Here is a 20,445-nt window from a genome sequence, read left to right as displayed (position 1 = left end):
ACCCTCATTTACGATTTAATGGTTATGGAATAAGCGCTCCATTATGGACTTCACTGTCGTAAAACTGATTTACGTACTCGAATATCCGATCAACTGCGGTCGTCAGTCCCCCCGCCTCGTCGAATTTTCGCTTTACATCCAAACAGTTTGTACGATAGCAATCGTCCCCAAGCACCCGCTCTACAGCTTGTTGAAGCATAACCGCAGTCGGCTCACGATCGGTCACATACAGACCTGCTCCAACTCGTTCCACCATCATCGCTCCCATAAATTCGTCGAACACTTGAGGGACAACGACCATCGGCACGCCATGGGCAATACTTTCATATATACTGTTAGCTCCACCGTGCGTAATAAACACGTTCGCATGCTCTAAAATTTGTAATTGCGGGACATATGGCCGAACGATAAAGTTGTCTGGAATTTGTCCAAGCTCGGCAAGAGCAACTTGATGCCCTACCGACATAATGACCTGGCAATCTGAATGTGCAAAAGCTTCAAAGCACGCTTTGTACGTATCTACAAGCTGATTGTAGATGGTACCAAATGCCACGTAGATTAACGGTCTGCCATCTAATCGATCAAATGGAAAGTCTACAGCTTCAGCACGCGGGAAGATCGGGTACCCCAAAAACAAGTAACTGTCGTCAAACGCTTCTTCGTGAAGTTGGAAAAATCGCGATGAAAAAATAAGATTTAACGGCTGCTTGCTGCAAAAAATGTCATTAATGACATTCACCTGCATCAAGCCGTACTTTTTGCTGATAAGCATCGACATTTTGTCTAGCAGCTTACGATAAAGGAGGCTGCTCCCTTTAAATTTCTGATATAACGGGTCATTGGAGGCCCTCAGCACATGTTCCACAAAAAAGTCCGGGTCCAAGTCGGCCATTTCATCGATATAAGGAAAGTTCGCACATAAAGATATAGCAGGCACACCGAGACGCTCTGCACATACTTTTCCCCAATAACAAAAGGCATCATGGATAATATAATCTGGCCTCCAAGCGGCAATCTCGTCATAGAAACGTGCCAGCACAGCCTCCGTTCGACTTAAAATAAAGTCGGCAAATACTAGAAACGTATCAATGCCATGCCCATCATGTGTAGCAAATCCAACAGTTCCCTCATAACTTCGAAACTTTGCCCCTGTCTGCTCGACCTTCTCCTGAAACGGAGTGCTGGCGTAATAGACAACTTCCTCTCCAGATTCAACCAACTTATGAATCAACCCCAATGTCGGATTGACGTGTCCATGAAGATCTACGCTAAAATAGAGCACTTTTGCCATATTAGCCCCCATCCTCCATTAATAGATTGTTCTCTCTAATCGAAATAACATGTTTGTATGCTAGATCGTTTCTAAATAAACAGTTCGTCCAAATCATCCTGAGTAATCTGGACGGCATCAAAATCGGATGGCGTATAGTCCTGATCAGTCTTGCCACAACAGTGATTCACGATTTGAATCAGCTCATGCACATACATGGAAACTAGTTCTTTACCTTCACTTTCATTAAAGTGCAAGTGACTGCAAGCCAATTCCACACGCAATTGTTGATCAATTACAATCGCCTGTATATCCAGTAACGCTGTCATTTCATTGTGTATGTCACTCTCTGAGCCTGAAGACTCATGTGCCATGCAGAACCACTCGTTATTAAAGCTTGTGTCCACATCCCCTAAGTAATTAAATCGGATTGGAGCCTGAAGTCGGGTGTCCTTTAAGGTTTTTGTATAATACCGAAGTACCCCATATCCAATTCCGTTATAGGGAATAGATCTCAGCAATTCTTTAATCGTTTTAATTTTATGGGTAATAGGTCCTGCATGATTTTGAATCCGAACAGGATAAATTGAAGTAAACCACCCTACTGTTCTAGACAAATCCAAACTGCTGTCTACCAGCTCTCTACCGTGCCCCTCAAGCTCTATTACTACTTCATCAAGCTCGAATTTATGGAATAGAGTCAAGGCTAACGCTGTAATCAATAAATCCTTAGTCTCTGTTCGATAAGCTTTATTCGCATCTTTCAAAAGATTAGCGGTTATACTTTTGTCAAATACGTGATGGTACGTTTGTGAAGTTACAAGCATCGGCATTGCTCCACCCATTGATTGCTGAACCGGAATAACAGGCGGGTCTTGTATGACGGCTTCCCAATATGTTTGTTCTTTGCTTGTTTCGCCCTCTAATTTCCCCTTATAACTAGACCAATCCTGATAAGAAGATGTCTTGTCTGGCAACTGTAACTTTCCGTGATCAAGCACCGATTGCTCCAGCAACAAGGCCAAATCCTCCAGCAAAATACGCCATGACACCCCATCTACAACCAGATGGTGACCAATTAGCAACATTCGTGTACCTTGTTGACCCAGTTCAAACAGATGAGCTTTAAACATCACTCCACGGTGAATATCCATTTCCGACTTGAGCTTGTAGCCTGTCGATGCTAGCCTTTGCAACTGCTCTGCTGCACAGTACCCCGTCAGATCCGTCTTCCCTATCGAAAGCGCTCCATCTGTATGTTCCATATAAGCTAATTGCTCATCCTCTGCTTTGACATAAATGCGCAGGGAATCGTGATGATGCAATAAAATATTTAGCAGTTCGGTGAGTCGTTCTGTACTAATGTCCTGCTTTAATTGCAGCAGTACTGATTGGGTATAATGGTTCGGATTCCGCAATGATAATTCTTGAAACCAGCTTATGATTGGTGTTGTCCCGATCGTCCCTGAACGGGGAGACTGATCGATTTGAATTGCATCGTGTAATGGACGGACCTGCATCACCATATCAATCAACAAAGGATTGGACAAAATATCCTTCACCTTTAATTGATAGCCCGCGTTTTTGAGCTTAGATGCCAGTTGAATCGCTTTGATGGAATCTCCACCCTGATAAAAGAAATGGTCTTGCCATGTCAAGCTATAATGGTTAAGCACTTGTTCAACCGCAGCCATAAACACGGCTTCCATCCCATCACGCGGGATATTCCGCTCCACCACATCAAGTGTCATCTTGGCCGTCAAAGGCTCAGGCAGCTTATTACGATCTACTTTTCCATTTGCCGTTAAAGGAATGGACTCTAGTTCAACGAAATAAGCCGGAATCATATAATCTGGCAAGCTTTGCTTCAAAGCTATGCGGATTTGTTGCTCGGTTATGGATGCCTGCTTGACAAAATAGGCACATAAATATACAGCTCCCTGATCGTGCTTTCGATCCATTACAACAGCTTCCCTGATTGCTGTTATACGCGTGAGGGCATGGTCAATTTCGCCTAATTCAATCCGATAACCTCTAATCTTTACTTGATGGTCCACTCGTCCCATATAAATAATCGAGCCATCTTCCCTCATGAACGCGAGGTCTCCAGTCCGGTACATCCGATATTCAGGATGGAAGGGGTTGTCGATAAAGCGGGTTGCAGATAATTCCGGCTGGTTCCAGTATCCTCTGGCGACGCCGTGGCCTGAAATGTAAAGCTCCCCGATCCCATAACACGGCATAGGATTCAGTTGAGCATCCAGTATATAGATCATGACATTGTTCGCAGGTACACCAATCGGAACTGACAAGGAGGTTTCAGTACGATCGTACTGATAAATCATACAACCAACTACTGTCTCCGTTGGCCCATATTCATTGTAAATTTCGATCTCGTGATCAAAACAATGCTCAATTTGCGAGGCAAGTGACGACTTTAAGTCCTCTCCGCCTACAATAAATCGTTTGACCGAGCTGTGCGGATATCGACGATCTTGCAGCAACGATAAGTGGGCTGGTGTTAGCTTAATAACTGTTGCTTCATTGTCTGCCAATATACGAAACAACACGAACTCATCCTCGTCATCACGGTAAATGGTGATAAGTCCTCCACCAATTAAAGGTGTGAAGATAGACGTTATCGTCAGGTCAAACGCCAGTGAAGAATATAAAGGGAATACGGCTCGTTCCTTTTTCATATACGTTTCTTTGGCCCACCAGCTATAATTGACCAATCCCCGATGCTCTATCATCGTGCCTTTCGGCTTCCCTGTAGAGCCTGAGGTGTAAATAATATAGGCCAGATCTGATGGACCACTTCCGCCCGCTAAATTTGACGCATCTCCGCGATAAAGGAATGTCTGACGAAGATCAATCACTTCACCTGAGTACGCTATAGCTGCTGGTAGGTCTGTATTCGTCAGCAATACAGAGGCATTGGTGTCTGCAAGCATATAGGCAAGTCGTTCTTCAGGATGTTTAGGATCTAAGGGGAGGTAAGCCCCACCAGCTTTCAGTATGGCAAATATGCCAATTATCGATTCTAGTCCATGCTCCGTATACAATCCCACGATCGATCCACTGCGTACACCTTTGCCTTGCAGCACTCGTGCTAATTGGTTTGACTTTTCATTTAACTGCTGATAGCTGCACTGCTCACTCTTATATTTTGCGGCAATGGCATACGGTGTTCGTTCAACCTGCTCTTCAAACAGTCTTGTAATCGTCATTTGTTCCGGATAAGACACTTTTGTATCGTTAAACCGAATGATTTGCTGCTCATACTGCGATTCTGAGAGCAGGCTAAGCTGATCAAGCGGCCGTTCTGGATAAGCCATAATCTGTTCTGACAAATTCATCATGCCGCTAATCATCATTTTTATATATTGCTCATCATATTCAGTCGGTTTATAGTCAACATCTAACGTTATACATCCCGTATCGGACCATTCCTTGATCACAAGCTGCTTGGCGTATAATTGAAATCCATTGTAGAATTCTTCATTTTCGACGGGACATCCGTTCCAATCATTAACGTGCTTGGAGTTGTAATAATTAACACATACGTGGAACAACTGATCGAATCCCTGTCGTTTAAGCTCCAGGTCCTGCACAAGTAAATCATACGGGTATTTTTGGTGGAAATAACATTCGATCAACTGCTTGCCCATCTGCTGCAACGTGTCTAAAGCAGAAAGACTTCCGTCTATCCGATAAGCAAACGGCATCGTGCTCGTAAACATACCGATTGTGCTTTTCTCCTTGCGTCCTGAGCGGTTCAACACTGGCGTTCCGATCACTAGATCTTGCTGGTTGGTTGTCTTGTACATAAAGAGTAGATATAACATTACAAACTGAGTATTTAGAGAGGTCTTATGTATGGCGGTGAAACTTTGCATGCGAGCTGAAGTTAGCGCATCTAAGGTGTGGGTAATCCTAGTCCCTACGATATGGTCTGTGCCGTAGGACATATTCACATCAGGCAACGGAGTAAATTTATTAATCCAGAACTGTCTATTCTTATTATACCGTTCTGATTGCAAATAATGGCGTTCCGAATCAATGACGTCCAAATAGGAAGGAGCAGCCGTTAATTCGATATATTCCCCTTGACTGATCTTGTTGTATAGATTATAAATTTGCTCCGTCATAATCTGCGTGGACCAGCCATCTGCGATAATATGATGCAGCTTAATCAAGTATCCGCTATCATGGTCTGAAATTCGGAACAATTTTAAATCGTACAGTGGAGATTCCAGCAGTTGAAAAGGTGTGCGTGCTTGCTCTGATAGCCACAGCCGATAAGCTGCTTCAGCATCGCTGCTGCCCGTGAAATCTACCAACTGTAAACGTTCTTCACATGCTGCACTCACATATTGGTATATGACATTATTAAGCTCACGAAGACGAATCCGCAAACCGTCATGCTGCAAAATGACGTGTCGGATCGCTGTCTCAAGCACATCCATGTCAACGCGACCCTTAATGCGAATCGTTCCTCCAATGTTGTGGAGCGGAATGGATGGATAAATGTTTTCGATATACCAAATACGTTTCTGCGGATGAGTCAGCTCATGCAGAACGACTGGTTCAGGTGTAAGATGAGCTGTATGGCTCATAGTCAATCCCCCATCATATGAGATTCAAAATATAAACATGTAATATATACTGGAAAAGATGTGTAACGACAGGAAAGGTATATCGCGGAAGGGCATGCTCATGATGTCCGCAATGTATGAAACAGCAGCTATACAGCCGAGGAATGCTTATGCAGAATCAATGTTGTTGCAAAATTGATGTTAAATCTTGTGAATTGTTACGAATCTATTTTTATATTAGCAAGTGCTATTTCGCTTTTCAAGGGTCCAAAGCGTGAACAAATCATACGACGTCAACGACTGCAACAAAAGATAAGCGCTTTCATTTGTTGCTGTATCAATGTTTCTTCAGCTTTCCTCTCCTATTTTGACAGATACAGGGGCAATAAAATTTTACCTAATCTTTAGCAAACGGACAATTTTGGAAACCATTTAATCCCATATAATATTAATGTTGTTACTCTTATCTTATCGATTTCATTTGTTATACTGAAATAAGACACAAGTAACCTCCTACAAATGAGGAACGTAAAGGGTGAAAAATGGAATGGCTTTTGGTATCAAGAGACAGGAACTTAATCAGTGGAAGCAAAACGTACTGCGAGGTGAAATCGCGTACCTTACCCACTATTGGTTGGATAATCGTTATCCAGGCGTCACCTCCGTCACAAAGGTTGGCTGCGCGGACATCATACGTTTACAAGCATGGTGTGTTAAGCACAAGCTGCCAGCTCAATATATCCATAACCGCGATCCATTTCCCCATTTTGATCTGATCGGATCACGTCAAAGGCCCATTCTGGAACAAGAAGGTCAATGGGAGCAAATCAAGCGCTTTAACTTAATATAAAAAAAGGAGACGATAGTATATCTATCGTCCCCAACAGTTTGGTCAATGATTAAAGCGAAAGTAATATTCAAATTATCCCTAGTGGATTAATCGATTATTACTTTAACATGAACTTCACTGAATCGTCAAGGTTTGTTGCACCTGATTTCTACACCTTGCCGAAACCTTTCCCAAAGCTTACAAAGGGCGTCCTTTATAACTTTATATATGGTTAGGAATTTCGTCTGCCGGCAGCTCACCATCTGGACCTATATAATAATGTCTGATTGGCTTCAGCGTATCATTGTCTAGCTCATATACGAGTGGAACACCAGTTGGTATGTTTAGGTTAGCAATACCATCACTTGGCACATCATCCAAAAACTGAACAAGCGCTCGGATCGTATTGCCGTGGGCGGCGATAACGACCCGTTTGCCAGCATGTAAATCGGGCAAAATACACGTATTCCAGTAGTTGACTACACGTTTCTCTGTATCCTCGAGATTTTCGGTTAAAGGAAATTCCCCTTTAGCAAGCGCCGCATATTTAGGATGTTCCGCTTCATACCGCTCGTCATCCAGTTCTAACGCCGGAGGTCTAACATCAACAGAACGACGCCAAAGGTGAACTTGATCTTCGCCATACTTTGCGGCTGTTTCCGCTTTATTTAATCCTTGAAGCGCACCGTAGTGGCGTTCATTTAACATCCACGTCTTCGTCACAGGAATCCACATAAGATCCATCTCATGCAGTACGATCCATAACGTTCGTATCGCTCGCTTTAGTACAGAGGTATAAGCTGTATCAAAAATAAAACCATTTTGGCGTAAAATGATTCCCGCCTGACGTGCCTCATTTAACCCTTGCTCCGACAAATCAACATCTGTCCATCCCGTAAATCGATTTTCCAAATTCCACAAGCTTTGACCATGACGTATAAGTACAAGTTTAGTAGTCATCGAGCAAACCTTCTTTCACCATTGTGCCTGAAAAGCGGCTATATATCCCTATATATTTATTGTACCCGTTCCCCCTAAAAAGGAATCAATATCCATTAGCCAAATCAACCCTATTGATTAAAGTGTCTCCTTGACGATACAGATTCAAATTTTGTTCAAATAGGGATAAACATCGCGGCAGATACATTTTGGACATGCCCGAGACGTGCGGGGTAATTATACAATTGTCAAGCTGCCATAATGGGGATTGTTCTGGCAATGGCTCCATCTCAAACACATCCAGATATGCACGTCGGATGCCTCCATTGTGAAGCAGGGCCGCAAGTTCCGTCTCCACTACAATTTCCCCTCTCCCCAAATTTATAAACACGGCATCTTTCTGAAGCAAGCCTAGCCGCTCCTTGTTAAACCAATGTCTCGTTTCTGTCGTTAGAGGGGCTGCCACAATTATATAATCAGCGGCTGGAAGGGCTTGATCAGCCATCGTATATGAATAAACGTTTTCAAATCCTGTCACACTGCGACCTGTGTAGTTAATGCCGATACAGGTCATACCAAACACGCCTGCTTTGCGGGCAATTTCCTGCCCGATCGCACCAGTACCGAAAACACACACCGTCTTGCTGTACAATTCGCTTATTTCCAGTTTGCGGTTCCACTCTGAACGCTGCTGATTTCGATACATTGGCACAAATTGCTTTGATTCTTGCAGCATAAGTCCGATCGCAAACTCTGACATCGGTACAGCATGAATGCCGCGTGCATTCGTCACGATAATGTTACGCTCGGCCAATGAAAGTAATGGCATCTGATCCACGCCCGCACTGAACACCTGAATCCAACGAACCTGCTTTAATTGATTAAGCATCTCATCTGTAATATCAGTACCATAAGTGACAACTATTTCTGCCGTACTCAACGCCTCTTCGAATTGCTCCATCGGATACACAATGTCGACTTGATCCTGTGGACACAACTGCTGCAAACGATTCATATATTCTGGTCGTAACTTTACAGATGTAACGATATGCATATGCTAGTCTCCATTCCTCTTATTTGTCCGCTTGATCCCATAAAAAAGCAAGCCTAACAATAAACCTGATATGCCCAATTTAAAGATAAGGTCATTGGTTAGAAAAGCTTCTCCTACCATCGTCTCGATATAAATGGAAGGAGCTTTGCCCACAAAAGTCACAAGCACAAAGTCCGCTAGCCGCATACTCGATAATGCGGCTACTGCATTAACTAAGCCGGACGGCATAAGCGGAATCAGCCTCGCAACAGCTATAATCGCCAGTTGCCGTCGCCGCGATGCTTGATTCAGCCTTTGCAGCCAGCGCCATCTGTCTGTATGAATAAATGGCAGCCGCGATACACCTTTACGATAGAGTAGAATCGTAATGCCTGCCCCAATCGTTTCCCCGAGCAAAGAAAGGATAAATCCGTATCCCGTGCCGAATACGAGCACGTTAGCTCCTGTTAGAAATACGCTCGGGATAAATCCGGCAACACTAATTAGCACATTCAAGAGCAAGCTGACCCCAATAGCCCAAGGACCAAAGCTGCGCAGCCACTCAACCGCGCTGAACATATCCAAGCTTTGCAGCATCTTATATATTTCCGTCTCTTCCATTAAATAATAGACTTACCTTGCCTTATACGTCACATTATAGCACAATAGCCTCTCTGCACTTCCTTCAACATACTGTCTTTCTCCCCGTGAATACATTAAAACCATTTACCAATGGTTAAACTGACATCGGCTGCGCATGTCCCCGTTTGACCTGAACATAAAAAAACAGAGCATGTGAGTTCATCATGCCCCACTATACTCTGCACCGAATCTTTATTGACAATGGATGAGCATGTCATTCTCCGTTACTTGTCTTCTGAATTGTGATGGGGAGTTCTAAACTGTGATTCCATGCCACCCGCTTGTACAACAAAGAACTAATATTAATTAGTGTAAACATGCTTGTTGGTGACCAATACATTGGCGTGTTTGGTTTAGTATCGTAAAAACAACTACCGATGGAGAACGCAATGAAAAAATCTTCCCAGTTATGATACGCAGCTTGAACCATCTTGGCTGCCTGTATTTTATAGGTCCAAGCCTCCTCTTCTGTAATCATTTTTGCAGCCTGGCCTGCACGACACAATGCAACTACCCATGAAGCGCCGTAGCCAATTAGGTTACCCGATGGCAGATGCTGTAAACAATTGTAAACCAGAGACATCTTCGCATAATCTTCGTGCCTGCGGTACGACTCCAAATATTTGACGCGCGCCTTCTCTGTCAGCACACTCAACTGTGTATGTAGTAATTGATATTCCAAATAAAAATTGTTACCTAACAATATATGTATTCGTTTGTTCAAGTCATCAGCATTTGATATATCCCAGTGTCTGAGCAGCTTGAAACCTTGTCCTTTGGTGGATATGAACGCGTTAGATGAGAACTCATGTATAACAAAGTAATTTCCCATTATCCCATTAAAGCAATTGGCCGATAGACAGCGAAAATAGAGATCCAGCTTATACTTCTTTATCGATTGATAATTTCGAAACATACAATTGCCCTCCTGTAATTAGGTCAACAGCAAATATGTAGCTCGGATGGACTTCCATGTTCGCCAGAGCATAGCTCCAGCCGCAATGTATGCAGGCAGTGATCCAAAGCCAATAATATAACCGCTAGCAATATAGATTAGCAGGAGCTTCCAATTAAGCTTCCAAAGGAGCAGAAGAAATTCCATGATTCGATATCCGGTAACGCCTAGCATGTACTTAAAGGACTTCTTTCTAGGCTTTTGGGCATATATTTGCTTGTTGCAAAGCGCCATTATAACTGCACAATACCGGAAATATATTTTTGGCGGTTCATTCTGTATCGCCCATGCTTTTTCTAATTGGTTCAGTGCCATATAACATTCAATAGCCAGACATCTTGCATCTTGCGATTTAGGCACTTGTTGGAGCAGCAATTCTGCATCTTGCTGTGCCTCCTTATACTGTTTCTCGTTAAACAATAATCGTCCCCGCAACAAATAAGCTTCCCATTCCTGCGGATTATAGCTGATCACTTGGTTGAGGATTCCAAGCACTTCTTCTGATACTGCTCCATTCATCAAGGCAAATTTGGCCCGCATCAATTGCAAATCGGGGTCTTCCTGAAACAACTCGTTGGCCTGAGCGAGCCTTTGCTCAGCATCCTCAAATTGCCTTCTCATGAGAAAGAACTGTGCTGCTTCCCTGCAACTTAAATAGTCATCTATATCAAATGTAAACTCACGCCCCACAAAACAGACATACCCCATTTCCATTGTCCCGCTAATTTGTAATGTAATGTATTCGATCACATCGTTATCGTAACGTTCCCGCCTATTTTCGAGGTTCTTACTCAGTTCAAACGTTAAATCAAGCAAAGTCCATACGTCATGCGGCATATATCGGCGCTCGGCTAAAAAACGCATGAGTACGTCAAACCGTTTCTCCACAGTCCCCATATCCCACATATAATCTTCATTTAGCAGGGATTCCCATTGCTGTGGGTCTACACGCCGACTAATATCACGATACCGTTCATGAAGCCCTTGCCAAAATAACTGAAGGGGTTCAATACGAGTATTCGGCATGCCCCCTGCTTCCATCTGGTCCTCTAATCCATCAGCTATAACGTCAAGAACTTCAGTTTCATTTACAGACGACAATGGTGATAAAGTATGTAACCGTTCTGGATCTGGCCTCTCATCTCTGACAAGTATAGAATGGATGATTTCGGGACTGGTTTGCTCTTCAACAAATGGAACGGATTTTCCAGCCTGCTTCATCGCAGCATCAAATGCTTCTCTAAGCCGCTGGTAATCTTCTGGATGATCCTCAGGATGATAGACGCGAAGTTGTTTCGCATAGGCTTTCTTAATGGCAGCCTTATCATCAGTCGGACTTATGCCTAACATTTTCCAGTTAATCACGAGAAATATCCCCATCCTTCCATCTGTGCCAATTGCTCTTTATACCATTGAGCTACTTTTTTAATGACCCGATCGTCCTGCGTATGCAGCGCATCCTCGAATTCCTTTAAGCATCGCGCGATAAATTCCCGCCGTTGACCAAGCGACTCCTCATACAGCCGCTCTCCTTTGGCAATAAGCAGTCTGTTTTCCACTCGATCCCGGGGGTGAATTTTGATGCTTGCAATTTCTAGCAGGCGGGCTTCAATCTGCTCCCGGCTCATAGTACCCACATGCTGTTCAATGAGCAAGCGATTTTTTTCACCTGTTGTCACGCTGATGACCTCAACCTCAAGAATTCCGTTAATATCATAAGTGTAACGGACATCAATACACTGTTCTCCAGCCTTAGCCGCTGGAACATTAATATTTAGCTGACCAAGCTTCAAATTGTTCTCTACTAGTCTGCTCTCGCCCTGATACACATCCACAATCAGCACTTTCTGCATATCATTTACGGTGTATAACCGCTCTACCCGACTCACGGGAATAGGTGTATTACGTTCAATAATTGGTAAATAGTGACCGTCACTTAACTTCCCTTTTGCTCCGATCTGTATCACACTAGTTCCCAATGTATACGGACAAACATCCGTCAGAATGATTTCTTCCAACGCCTGATTTCTCTGCTTCAAGGCGGCTTGGACAGCCGCGCCAAGTGCAACAGACTCATCTGGATCAATGGAGGCGTATGGCATCTGCCCAAACATTCGACCGATAACATGCTTCACTAGTGGCATTCGGGTTGCACCACCTACCATGACAATGCCATTCAGGTCGGAGGGCAGTAGTTCTGCATCCCGCAATGCGCGCTCCACCGGTTGACGTAAACGAATGATTAGGGGCTGTGCCAACTGTTCAAACTCTGGCTTGGTTATATGAAGCACAAGTTCACGGTCCTCCAGAACTGTGCGCATACATCCTCTAGTTTCAGCACCTAAACTGCGCTTGCATTGTTCCGCTTGCTTGTAAAGAGAAGATATCGTTTTATCATCAAGCTGTTCGAGTATAAGCTGATGCTCTGAAACGAAGTGAGCAACAAGTAGCTCAGTAAAATCATCTCCTCCCAAATAATTGTCGCCGGCAATCGCTTTGACGTCCATTACACCCTCAAACATTTCTAAAATGGAAACGTCGAACGTTCCACCACCGAGATCAAATACCAAAAATCGCATTTCTGCTTCTCCTTGGTGCAGACCATAAGCAAGGGCCGCCGCTGTAGGCTCACTTATGAGACGTTCCACCTTCAAACCCGCCAGTTCCGCCGCTTTTTGGGTCATTTTACGTTGGACATCATTAAAGTAGGCCGGAACACTAATTACCGCTTCATGGACCGCTTGTCCAAGATAAGCCTCTGCATCCTCTTTTAATGTTCGCAAAATGAATGAGGACATTTCTTCTGGTGTAAACTCAAACGCACCTAGCTTATATTTCTTCTCAGACCCCATAAATCTCTTAAAAGAGGCTCCCGTTAAATGAGGATGGGTAATGAGGCGCTCCTGTGCAATTCGTCCTACTAATATTGCTCCATTATCATCAACGCTTACCACTGAAGGAGTCAATTTTTCCCCTAAAACATTCGGAATTATTTGCGCCTGTTTACCGTCCCAGTATGCAACTAAACTATTCGTCGTTCCCAAATCGATTCCAATCATACAATCATTTATCCCTCTTTCAACATTGGAATAACACAACCTAAATAATACTATATAACAGACATACCGAAACAAAATATGAATTAATGTTCATATTTCTTCCATTTTCTTAACTTTGCACGAAAGGTACGAAATGGCGCAACAGAATTAATGTGTATCCATCTGACAAGAGGCCAATTCGGCTTCTCTCCTGTCCACTTACGAGCACCTTGTGTAAATAGTTCTTCCTCGCTTAATTCATCTACCCAACAGAGCCACTCCTGCTCCGTCTGCTGAAGCAGCACACGCAGTTCATGTAGTGAATAGCTGCCATAAGCTGCATAAAAAGAACGGTTCAACACGCCAAGCTGATTCCATTTGTACCCAGGCGCTGGCATAAGCACTTCTTGATTTGATCGCTCAGCCTTTTCCCAACCCATAACTAAATGAAGCCAACCGAGCTGATAGGCGATAATTTGTGCCGGTGTTTTGTCTACTTCTGGAACAAGCACATCTTTTTTATGATGATCAATGTCCTCAAATTCCTGATCCAACAACAAGTATGTACTGTGGATAGCATTCTTTAGCGCCTCCCTAGATCGATAATCATAGCTCGCCATAAGTAAGCTCCTTTGCGACGTTTATAGTTATCGTAGCATACAACTGTGACACCCCTATGACAGGTTAAACATGCGGTAAGCGATAAATTATAAGATTATACGCTTGCCGCCAATCGAGATTAGCACGCCAAGCGCGCCAATTCATTACGAGCAAATTAGTTGAAGTATAGAACATATAATATAGAGATGGTATACTCAGAAAAGAGTGCTAAGTGCTAGATTAGAAGATCTCTTTTATAATATTCCAACCTAAATAAAGTTCAGAAGAAAAGGTGCCCTCATGCCAACCATTCAACTGTCCGCCCCACCCCTGCCTCATTACATCAATAGCGGTCATCGTGTAATGTCGATCGGCAATAAACCGCCTGCCCGACGACAGATCGATCTGTTTCAATTAATCGTTGTCCGACAAGGATGCCTATATATTGGGCAGGAACAACAACACTATAAATTATCTGCTCAACACACACTAATTTTACTACCGAACCAATATTATTTTCCTATACAAGCATGTGAAGAAGAGACGACCTATGACTGGATTCATTTCCAATCCGAGGGCAACTGGACGTTAAACAACACAGAACATACACCACCGCCACAGTATGGCTCAGCCCCCCCTGATGTACACCCAATAAATGCTGAAGTAAAAAAAGAGGACAAACGTATCAGGGTGAATCAATTTCATCTGCGACTGCCTCAGCTCAGTGTCATAGAACAGCCTGATTCGTTATTAGCTACGTTAAATCTGCTCTCGTCGCCCCATTTGAACGATGACCTGGCTCACAATCGGTGGCAGCAGCAGCTACTCTTCCAACAACTACTGCTGCAACTAGCTAGCACAGGTGGGGCCGTAGAGCAATCATCTGCTTCCCAATGCGCTGCTCAAGCCGCGCAATATTTGCGCAATCATTATCAGGAGCCTATTACGGCAGAATTGTTAGGTGAGAATATTAACTTTCATCCAGTCTATATTGCAAGGTGTATGCAGCGGCAGTTCGGCTGTTCTCCATTTGAATACTTGCAAAAATACCGAATTGAGCAGGCCAAGCTGCTGCTCTTGCAGACTGATAACTCGATTGCTAAAGTAGCCGCTTTAGTTGGCTTTAATCAACCCGCTTACTTTACGGCATGCTTTGCCAAGTTGGAAGGTATCTCACCTCGTCAATACCGTCAACAATTCATTTGACAAGCGTTTCAATGGGTACTACTTTCACACTCTCTCAAAAAGCTATATAATACAGTTTATGTGCTTGTCATTATAGAAGGAATGTATGTAGGAGAGTGAATCAGCTTGAATTGGTGGGAAATGTTTGTCGCCTTTATACTAGGCGTCGTTGAAGGATTAACGGAATTTGCTCCGGTATCCTCAACGGGACATATGATTATTGTGGATGATTTTTGGTTTCAGTCGAAAGACTTGTTTTCTCCAGAGGTAGCAAACACTTTTAAAGTCGTTATTCAGCTTGGTTCCATTTTAGCTGTTGTAGTGGTGTTCAAAGACAGATTTTTGGATCTGCTTGGACTTAAGCGCAGACGATCACAAGACGCTGTCCAACTAGGACGGGGCGGACATCTGAATCTGCTGCAAGTGTTGGTAGGGCTTATTCCAGCAGGTGTGCTGGGCGTACTTTTTAACGATTATATTGATGAATATTTGTTCTCCACAAAGACTGTAGTCGTTGGTCTTGTGATCGGAGCAATTCTGATGATTGCAGCAGATTGGTTCCGTCCTCGAAGACCAAAAGCTGAAACAGTCGACCAGATCACGTATGGACAAGCATTAGGGATTGGACTCTTCCAATGCTTGGGCTTATGGCCTGGCTTCTCCCGCTCCGGATCAACGATATCGGGCGGTGTTCTACTTGGAATGAGTCATCGTGCTGCATCTGACTTTACGTTTATTATGGCTGTGCCAGTTATGGCGGGCGCTAGCGGCCTGTCACTGCTAAAGCATTGGGAGAACTTCACGTTAGACGCCCTTCCATTTTTTGTTGTAGGCTTTATTAGCGCATTTATTTTCGCTTTAATATCCATTCGTTTCTTCTTGAAATTGATTAATCGCATTAAGCTCGTGCCTTTTGCAATTTACCGTTTAGTGCTTGCTGCCATTATTTATTTCGTCTTTATTATGTAATCACGTAGCCTTACACAAAAGGGGCAATCCCAAAGTCATCCAAAATGACTAGAGGGATCGCCCCTTTGCTGTCTATGGAGAGTTATCTTTTGGAACGACTTCGAATGGAATATTATTCTATTTATAAGACTTTTCCTGATTGTGCTCTCGTATACCTACACGAGCTTTCCATAATCCATAAATAAGAAAGTGGGACCAATAATATGACCAGTATAATTAAAACGTATTAGTTTCAGTGAAAACTAAATATAACTAAGGTTATATTCAGGAGTATATTGCTCATACCTTCTTCACATTATCGTCTCCAAACCAATCTTTAGCTTGACGTATAATTAAATCATTTGGATTATGAAAGAAGATAACTAAGTTGTTTCTAGCTCTTGTACAGCACACATAGAATAGTTTTTTGGTTCTATAGTACACAGAGGCTTTCTCTGTTTGCTCGCTAAATAAATAATCGAAATTAAAACTAGTCCACTTTCCATTATCCAATACCACAAGAACATTTTCAAACTCCGCACCTTTTATCTTGTGTTGCGTGGAAAAGGGAGTAAAACCCTCTAAATAATAAAATAGATTTTGGAATTCAGCATATTTAACTTCCCTCACTCTGTCAAAAACATAGAAATTGTCTTGGACGAACTTATTGTACTTATCGTCCTTTTTGCAAATACCATTGATGTCGGCTAATTCAATAATCTCGCCTATTTTTTTGTTAGAGGAATCACTAAAACTCTCAATAATATCATGAATATCTTTTTTTCTTTTTATCGATGTAATCGGAAGCTCTGTTCGTCGTATAAACTCATTGTAATTTTTCTTGTTGTATAGATCGACTATGTGCTGGATTTTGAACAAATGTTTCACTAAAGCATCTCTCTTTGAACCTTTTCTATTTTCATCTGTTTTATCTTGCTTTTTATCATCAATAAGTGACTCCTTATCTAAGTAGATACCTTTGACTTCATAATATGGTTTGTCTTTCAAAAGGTTATATAGAATACGTGTCTCTGGGTCTTCTAGTAAAATTTCTTTCTTTAGTTTTTTTTGTTTTGCTAGTAGATCGGCTATCTGATCAAAGGTATCGTTCTCATTAATAGATACGTTGTCCTCTTTAATCTTACGTCTCATTTTATTTTTAAATTTAATTATTGGATCTTTATCGTATATTTCCATGAGACTAGGAAAGCCTGCCTTGGCTGCTATAAGATTATGTGTCAGGTATAACTCTTTTGTCTGTTTCGAGTCTGTGAAATCCCATCCCTCAAAATATAAAGTTTTCTTTATTTCTTCAATACTGTCGTTACTAGAATACAGGAATTTGATATTACCTTCCTTGATCACACCATTCAACATATTAGGAGCAGCAGGGTCTTCTGAAGACTCCTGAACTAAACTATCATATCTTAACTTATTAGCAAGTTCTATGACTAGTCTAGGATTCCTTCTATTTTGCTTCTTCTGAATTTCAAAGACTTCGTTAGATTCGATGTACTCGTTTACATTTCCAATACCGCTGTCATAAATTGATTGCATTGCATCTCCAAATAAACCAATGATACTTCTACGTTTACTTTTTTTTACGTGTTCTAAAAATATTTTGATCACAAGTTGACTAGTATCTTGATATTCATCGATGAAAATAAATTGAAACGTATCTTGCAAAATGTCACATAACACAGAGTGCTTTTTATACAAATAATTTGCTAACTCAAGCACCTCATCGTGAGAAATTATCCCTTCTTGTATACGAGTATACTCTTTATACTGAATCCCTTCGTTTAAGTTGTCAAAGTAAAATGCTTCTACAGTTCCGTCTGGACTAGTTATCTTTGAATCTTCAGTATTTATAAGATCAATTAATCCATTCTTCAGGTCCTTTTGATAGTTTCTAATGCTATCCCACAAGAAATCATGGATGGTTGAGACTTTCAAATTTTGGTGACTGACCCTTTCTTCAATTTCCTTTACTGCTGCATTTGTATAAGTTATACAGGCGATTTTAGCTAAAGGATTAGTATGAATAATCTCTTCGATGAGTTGAACCAAAGAATAAGTCTTACCTGATCCTGCTCCGCCACTTAGCAAAAAGTTCTGTTTTCGTGCTATACACTTTAGTATTTCCTGAACTTCTAATTCTAATTTTTCAACCATAGCAAACCTTCCTTTATGTATGCTGGAATTTGCCAATTACAAAAATCAAGTCCATTTTCGCTTTTACTATTGAGAAGAATTTCCATTGCAAAACTGGGTTTCTTATCGATGCACTTCTCTGCTAATAAGTACGGGTCTTTAGATGTTTTTAGATTTTCTTTATTTTTAAGGCTTTGAAACCGATCAAGATTATCTAAAATAAAATCTTGATTTAAGTGGAAAAATGAATCCTCAAAACTTCTTGCATGATATGTCTTCTTGTATGAGTTTTTCTCTGGTATTTGAAAGATAACTAATACATTTCCATCATCTTTTTGCATCCATTGCTTTGTCTCCGAATGTTTGCGAAGCAATTTTCCTCGCAAATCTAGAGACTTTAAGAATCCCAGTTCACCTTCGTTATCAACATTATATGAATCTACTTCCACAGTTACTGCGACACTCGAGTTTGATTCTTTGAATAACTCAAACGATGTAGAGTAAAAGAACTTCAAAGACGAGTTCGTTGAAAATCTGGCGTGTTTTTCAGTTACTTTGCACTTTTTTGTGTCAAGTACCAAAGTCCCCTTATTGTTTTTTCGAGGAACTTTTTTTGCAGAATCTATATCTGTAATAATTAATGCTTTAATACCAATGAAGTCGATGAATTTTTCAAAAATCTGTGAATATGCCCCGACTTCAACTATGGAAATATTCTGAGAAAGCAAAGGGTTTTCGGGAAATTCTTGATCCATTTTCTTCATAAAGGCCGGGAAAAGTATTCTTTCAGTATCCCCTTCAATAAAGATCGCTTTATCTACAAAAAATAATTCAGCACGATTAAGAGTGAGATATTGTTTTAGAAATTTAAATGATTGGACTTCTGTCTCATATTCTTTTTCCAAATCCTTTAGGTTTTTCGAGTAAACTTCGTTTGTATTAATTTTAAAAAAATACTTGATGTCATTAAAGTCACATTCCGAAGTAATATGAGACGAATGTGTAGTTATTATTGTTTGTAAATTAAATTTTTTACCGTCTATGCCCTGGCTAGCTTGCGTCAGAATATCCTTTATGTTTTTTATGAAAATATATTGCATTTGAGGATGCGTGTGCGCCTCTGGCTCTTCAATAAACAGCAGATTTATATCTGCTGGAGAATCATGAATGTTCGACTCCCTTCTAAATTCACTAAGTAGAATCTCAATTTCAAAAATCATTGTGATTAAATTCAAATAACCTAGTCCGTTATAATTTTCAGGTAAAGAGTGCTCTGTATCATGATCATACATAACAGTTGTGTTACCTTTCAGGAGTTCTCTGTGTTGTAATGAAGAGGCGATTTTAATTATTGAATCGCCTTTATTAAGGCCACCAAACTTTTTGACTTTATCTATGACACTGGAAAAAAGTCCGTTATAAATTTGATTTAAATGTGAGTCGGTTGATCTAAGGGCATCTTTGAAATCTTGTACTTCATTGGACTGGTTCTCTTTGTCCTCTTTCTTTTCGTAGTACTTTGAAGAGAGTGTGGATAAAGCTCGATCTGAATCATTATTTGTTACGTTTCTTTTTGCGCTAATAACTTTAAAGTTTATAACTTTATCCAGAAGGTTGTTCTCTTTTCCTAAATCTACGTATTCGTCATCTATCTCTATTGAATTGATAGGGTCATATCCCAAAGCTCGTTTACTCATTTTAAAGTATCTTTTATGATTATCTTTCAAAAACTCATTAATACTCTTTGCTTGTTTGCTTGATTTTGCACGCTCTTTTTTATGATTGGCGTAGTCGGTTCGAATATTTACTAATTCTTCATTAGTTATAATATATTCAAATTTAATGACTACGTAATTATTACTTGGATCTAAGTCCATCATTAACTTGCTGATATTAGACAAGTTATCTGTTTCACCGTATGAAATAATAATTGTTAGTGTAATACCGATGTTATCAACGGTATAATCGACTGCACTAGAAACAATTAGTCTTTCTATTTGTTTTTGAAAGTTAATATTAAAGTCATCATAAGAAAATACGTTTGTAGTCGAACGTTTTCCAATAAATTTGTCTAAAACTGAAAGCATGGAAGTTTTTCCGCTATTGTTTTTGCCAATTATAACGGACAGATCATTCTCAAGATCAAGTTCAAATTTCTTTAGAAGCCTGTAGTTGTTAACTTTAATTTTGGTGATTTTCATAGGAGTAACTCCATTTCAATTAGTATTTATATTGTTTATATAAGAATCTACTC

General features: G+C 41.2%; 14 protein-coding genes. 3 read left to right on the top strand and 11 right to left on the bottom strand.

The window, feature by feature from the left end:
- Positions 1-22 precede the first annotated feature (22 nt).
- Both H509_RS0112315 and H509_RS0112310 read right to left on the bottom strand, forming a co-directional pair.
- Entirely contained in the window at positions 23-1,291 is a 1,269-nt protein-coding gene (locus tag H509_RS0112315) for a macrolide family glycosyltransferase (RefSeq protein WP_028545355.1), read from the bottom strand.
- 71 nt (positions 1,292-1,362) lie between these two features.
- On the bottom strand, positions 1,363-5,889 hold the full coding sequence (locus H509_RS0112310; protein ID WP_036696994.1) for a non-ribosomal peptide synthetase: 4,527 nt from the start codon (positions 5,887-5,889) through the stop codon (positions 1,363-1,365).
- Positions 5,890-6,415: 526 nt separating this feature from the next.
- Here H509_RS0112310 and H509_RS0112305 point away from each other — a divergent pair.
- Positions 6,416-6,718, top strand: coding sequence for a hypothetical protein (locus H509_RS0112305; RefSeq protein ID WP_028545353.1), 303 nt, complete (start codon positions 6,416-6,418; stop codon positions 6,716-6,718).
- Between the two features lie 201 nt (positions 6,719-6,919).
- Here the strand turns inward: H509_RS0112305 and gpmA are convergent, their stop codons facing one another.
- From gpmA to H509_RS0112270, 7 genes are all read right to left on the bottom strand, one after another.
- On the bottom strand, positions 6,920-7,657 hold the full coding sequence (gpmA, locus tag H509_RS0112300; protein ID WP_028545352.1) for a 2,3-diphosphoglycerate-dependent phosphoglycerate mutase: 738 nt from the start codon (positions 7,655-7,657) through the stop codon (positions 6,920-6,922).
- Between the two features lie 85 nt (positions 7,658-7,742).
- Positions 7,743-8,690, bottom strand: coding sequence for a D-2-hydroxyacid dehydrogenase (locus tag H509_RS0112295; protein ID WP_028545351.1), 948 nt, complete (start codon positions 8,688-8,690; stop codon positions 7,743-7,745).
- Between the two features lie 3 nt (positions 8,691-8,693).
- Positions 8,694-9,290 carry a TVP38/TMEM64 family protein gene (locus tag H509_RS25100; RefSeq protein WP_051287015.1) on the bottom strand — a complete coding sequence of 199 codons (597 nt, stop codon included), beginning with the start codon at positions 9,288-9,290 and terminating at the stop codon, positions 8,694-8,696.
- A gap of 235 nt (positions 9,291-9,525) precedes the next feature.
- Positions 9,526-10,227: a DUF1266 domain-containing protein gene (locus H509_RS0112285; RefSeq protein ID WP_028545350.1), complete on the bottom strand. Its 702-nt coding sequence runs from the start codon at positions 10,225-10,227 to the stop codon at positions 9,526-9,528.
- An 18-nt stretch (positions 10,228-10,245) separates the two neighbouring features.
- Positions 10,246-11,631 carry a tetratricopeptide repeat protein gene (locus tag H509_RS0112280; protein ID WP_028545349.1) on the bottom strand — a complete coding sequence of 462 codons (1,386 nt, stop codon included), beginning with the start codon at positions 11,629-11,631 and terminating at the stop codon, positions 10,246-10,248.
- Positions 11,628-13,325, bottom strand: coding sequence for a molecular chaperone HscC (locus H509_RS0112275; protein WP_036696992.1), 1,698 nt, complete (start codon positions 13,323-13,325; stop codon positions 11,628-11,630). The genes H509_RS0112280 and H509_RS0112275 overlap by 4 nt, the downstream gene beginning before the upstream one ends.
- A gap of 83 nt (positions 13,326-13,408) precedes the next feature.
- The gene (locus tag H509_RS0112270; RefSeq protein WP_028545347.1) at positions 13,409-13,924 is read right to left on the bottom strand and encodes a ClbS/DfsB family four-helix bundle protein; all 516 of its coding nucleotides are present in this window, start codon (positions 13,922-13,924) and stop codon (positions 13,409-13,411) included.
- Positions 13,925-14,204: 280 nt separating this feature from the next.
- Between H509_RS0112270 and H509_RS0112265 the strand changes: the two genes are divergently transcribed.
- Together H509_RS0112265 and H509_RS0112260 are read left to right on the top strand one after the other, a co-directional pair.
- A complete protein-coding gene (locus H509_RS0112265) occupies positions 14,205-15,110 on the top strand; it encodes a helix-turn-helix transcriptional regulator (RefSeq protein ID WP_028545346.1) in 906 nt (301 codons plus the stop codon).
- Between the two features lie 120 nt (positions 15,111-15,230).
- Positions 15,231-16,058: an undecaprenyl-diphosphate phosphatase gene (locus tag H509_RS0112260; protein WP_036697303.1), complete on the top strand. Its 828-nt coding sequence runs from the start codon at positions 15,231-15,233 to the stop codon at positions 16,056-16,058.
- Positions 16,059-16,337: 279 nt separating this feature from the next.
- Here the strand turns inward: H509_RS0112260 and H509_RS0112255 are convergent, their stop codons facing one another.
- The gene (locus tag H509_RS0112255; protein WP_028545344.1) at positions 16,338-18,212 is read right to left on the bottom strand and encodes a UvrD-helicase domain-containing protein; all 1,875 of its coding nucleotides are present in this window, start codon (positions 18,210-18,212) and stop codon (positions 16,338-16,340) included.
- Positions 18,197-20,392, bottom strand: a complete 2,196-nt coding sequence (locus tag H509_RS0112250; RefSeq protein WP_028545343.1) for an ATP-dependent nuclease — start codon at positions 20,390-20,392, stop codon at positions 18,197-18,199. Before H509_RS0112250 ends, H509_RS0112255 begins: the two co-directional genes overlap by 16 nt.
- Between the last annotated feature and the right edge of the window lie 53 nt (positions 20,393-20,445).

Source organism: Paenibacillus taiwanensis DSM 18679 (genome assembly GCF_000425125.1).
Classification (GTDB): domain Bacteria; phylum Bacillota; class Bacilli; order Paenibacillales; family Paenibacillaceae; genus Paenibacillus_B; species Paenibacillus_B taiwanensis.
Note: the sequence above shows the minus strand (reverse complement) of the source record. Positions and strands in the feature narration are given on the sequence as shown.

Coding starts and splice junctions, on each gene's coding strand:
- H509_RS0112315 (WP_028545355.1), bottom strand. CDS start 1,291: ATGGCAAAAGTGCTCTATTTTAGCGTAGATCTTCATGGACACGTCAAT.
- H509_RS0112310 (WP_036696994.1), bottom strand. CDS start 5,889: ATGAGCCATACAGCTCATCTTACACCTGAACCAGTCGTTCTGCATGAG.
- H509_RS0112305 (WP_028545353.1), top strand. CDS start 6,416: ATGGCTTTTGGTATCAAGAGACAGGAACTTAATCAGTGGAAGCAAAAC.
- gpmA (WP_028545352.1), bottom strand. CDS start 7,657: ATGACTACTAAACTTGTACTTATACGTCATGGTCAAAGCTTGTGGAAT.
- H509_RS0112295 (WP_028545351.1), bottom strand. CDS start 8,690: ATGCATATCGTTACATCTGTAAAGTTACGACCAGAATATATGAATCGT.
- H509_RS25100 (WP_051287015.1), bottom strand. CDS start 9,290: ATGGAAGAGACGGAAATATATAAGATGCTGCAAAGCTTGGATATGTTC.
- H509_RS0112285 (WP_028545350.1), bottom strand. CDS start 10,227: ATGTTTCGAAATTATCAATCGATAAAGAAGTATAAGCTGGATCTCTAT.
- H509_RS0112275 (WP_036696992.1), bottom strand. CDS start 13,325: ATGATTGGAATCGATTTGGGAACGACGAATAGTTTAGTTGCATACTGG.
- H509_RS0112270 (WP_028545347.1), bottom strand. CDS start 13,924: ATGGCGAGCTATGATTATCGATCTAGGGAGGCGCTAAAGAATGCTATC.
- H509_RS0112265 (WP_028545346.1), top strand. CDS start 14,205: ATGCCAACCATTCAACTGTCCGCCCCACCCCTGCCTCATTACATCAAT.
- H509_RS0112260 (WP_036697303.1), top strand. CDS start 15,231: ATGTTTGTCGCCTTTATACTAGGCGTCGTTGAAGGATTAACGGAATTT.
- H509_RS0112255 (WP_028545344.1), bottom strand. CDS start 18,212: ATGGTTGAAAAATTAGAATTAGAAGTTCAGGAAATACTAAAGTGTATA.
- H509_RS0112250 (WP_028545343.1), bottom strand. CDS start 20,392: ATGAAAATCACCAAAATTAAAGTTAACAACTACAGGCTTCTAAAGAAA.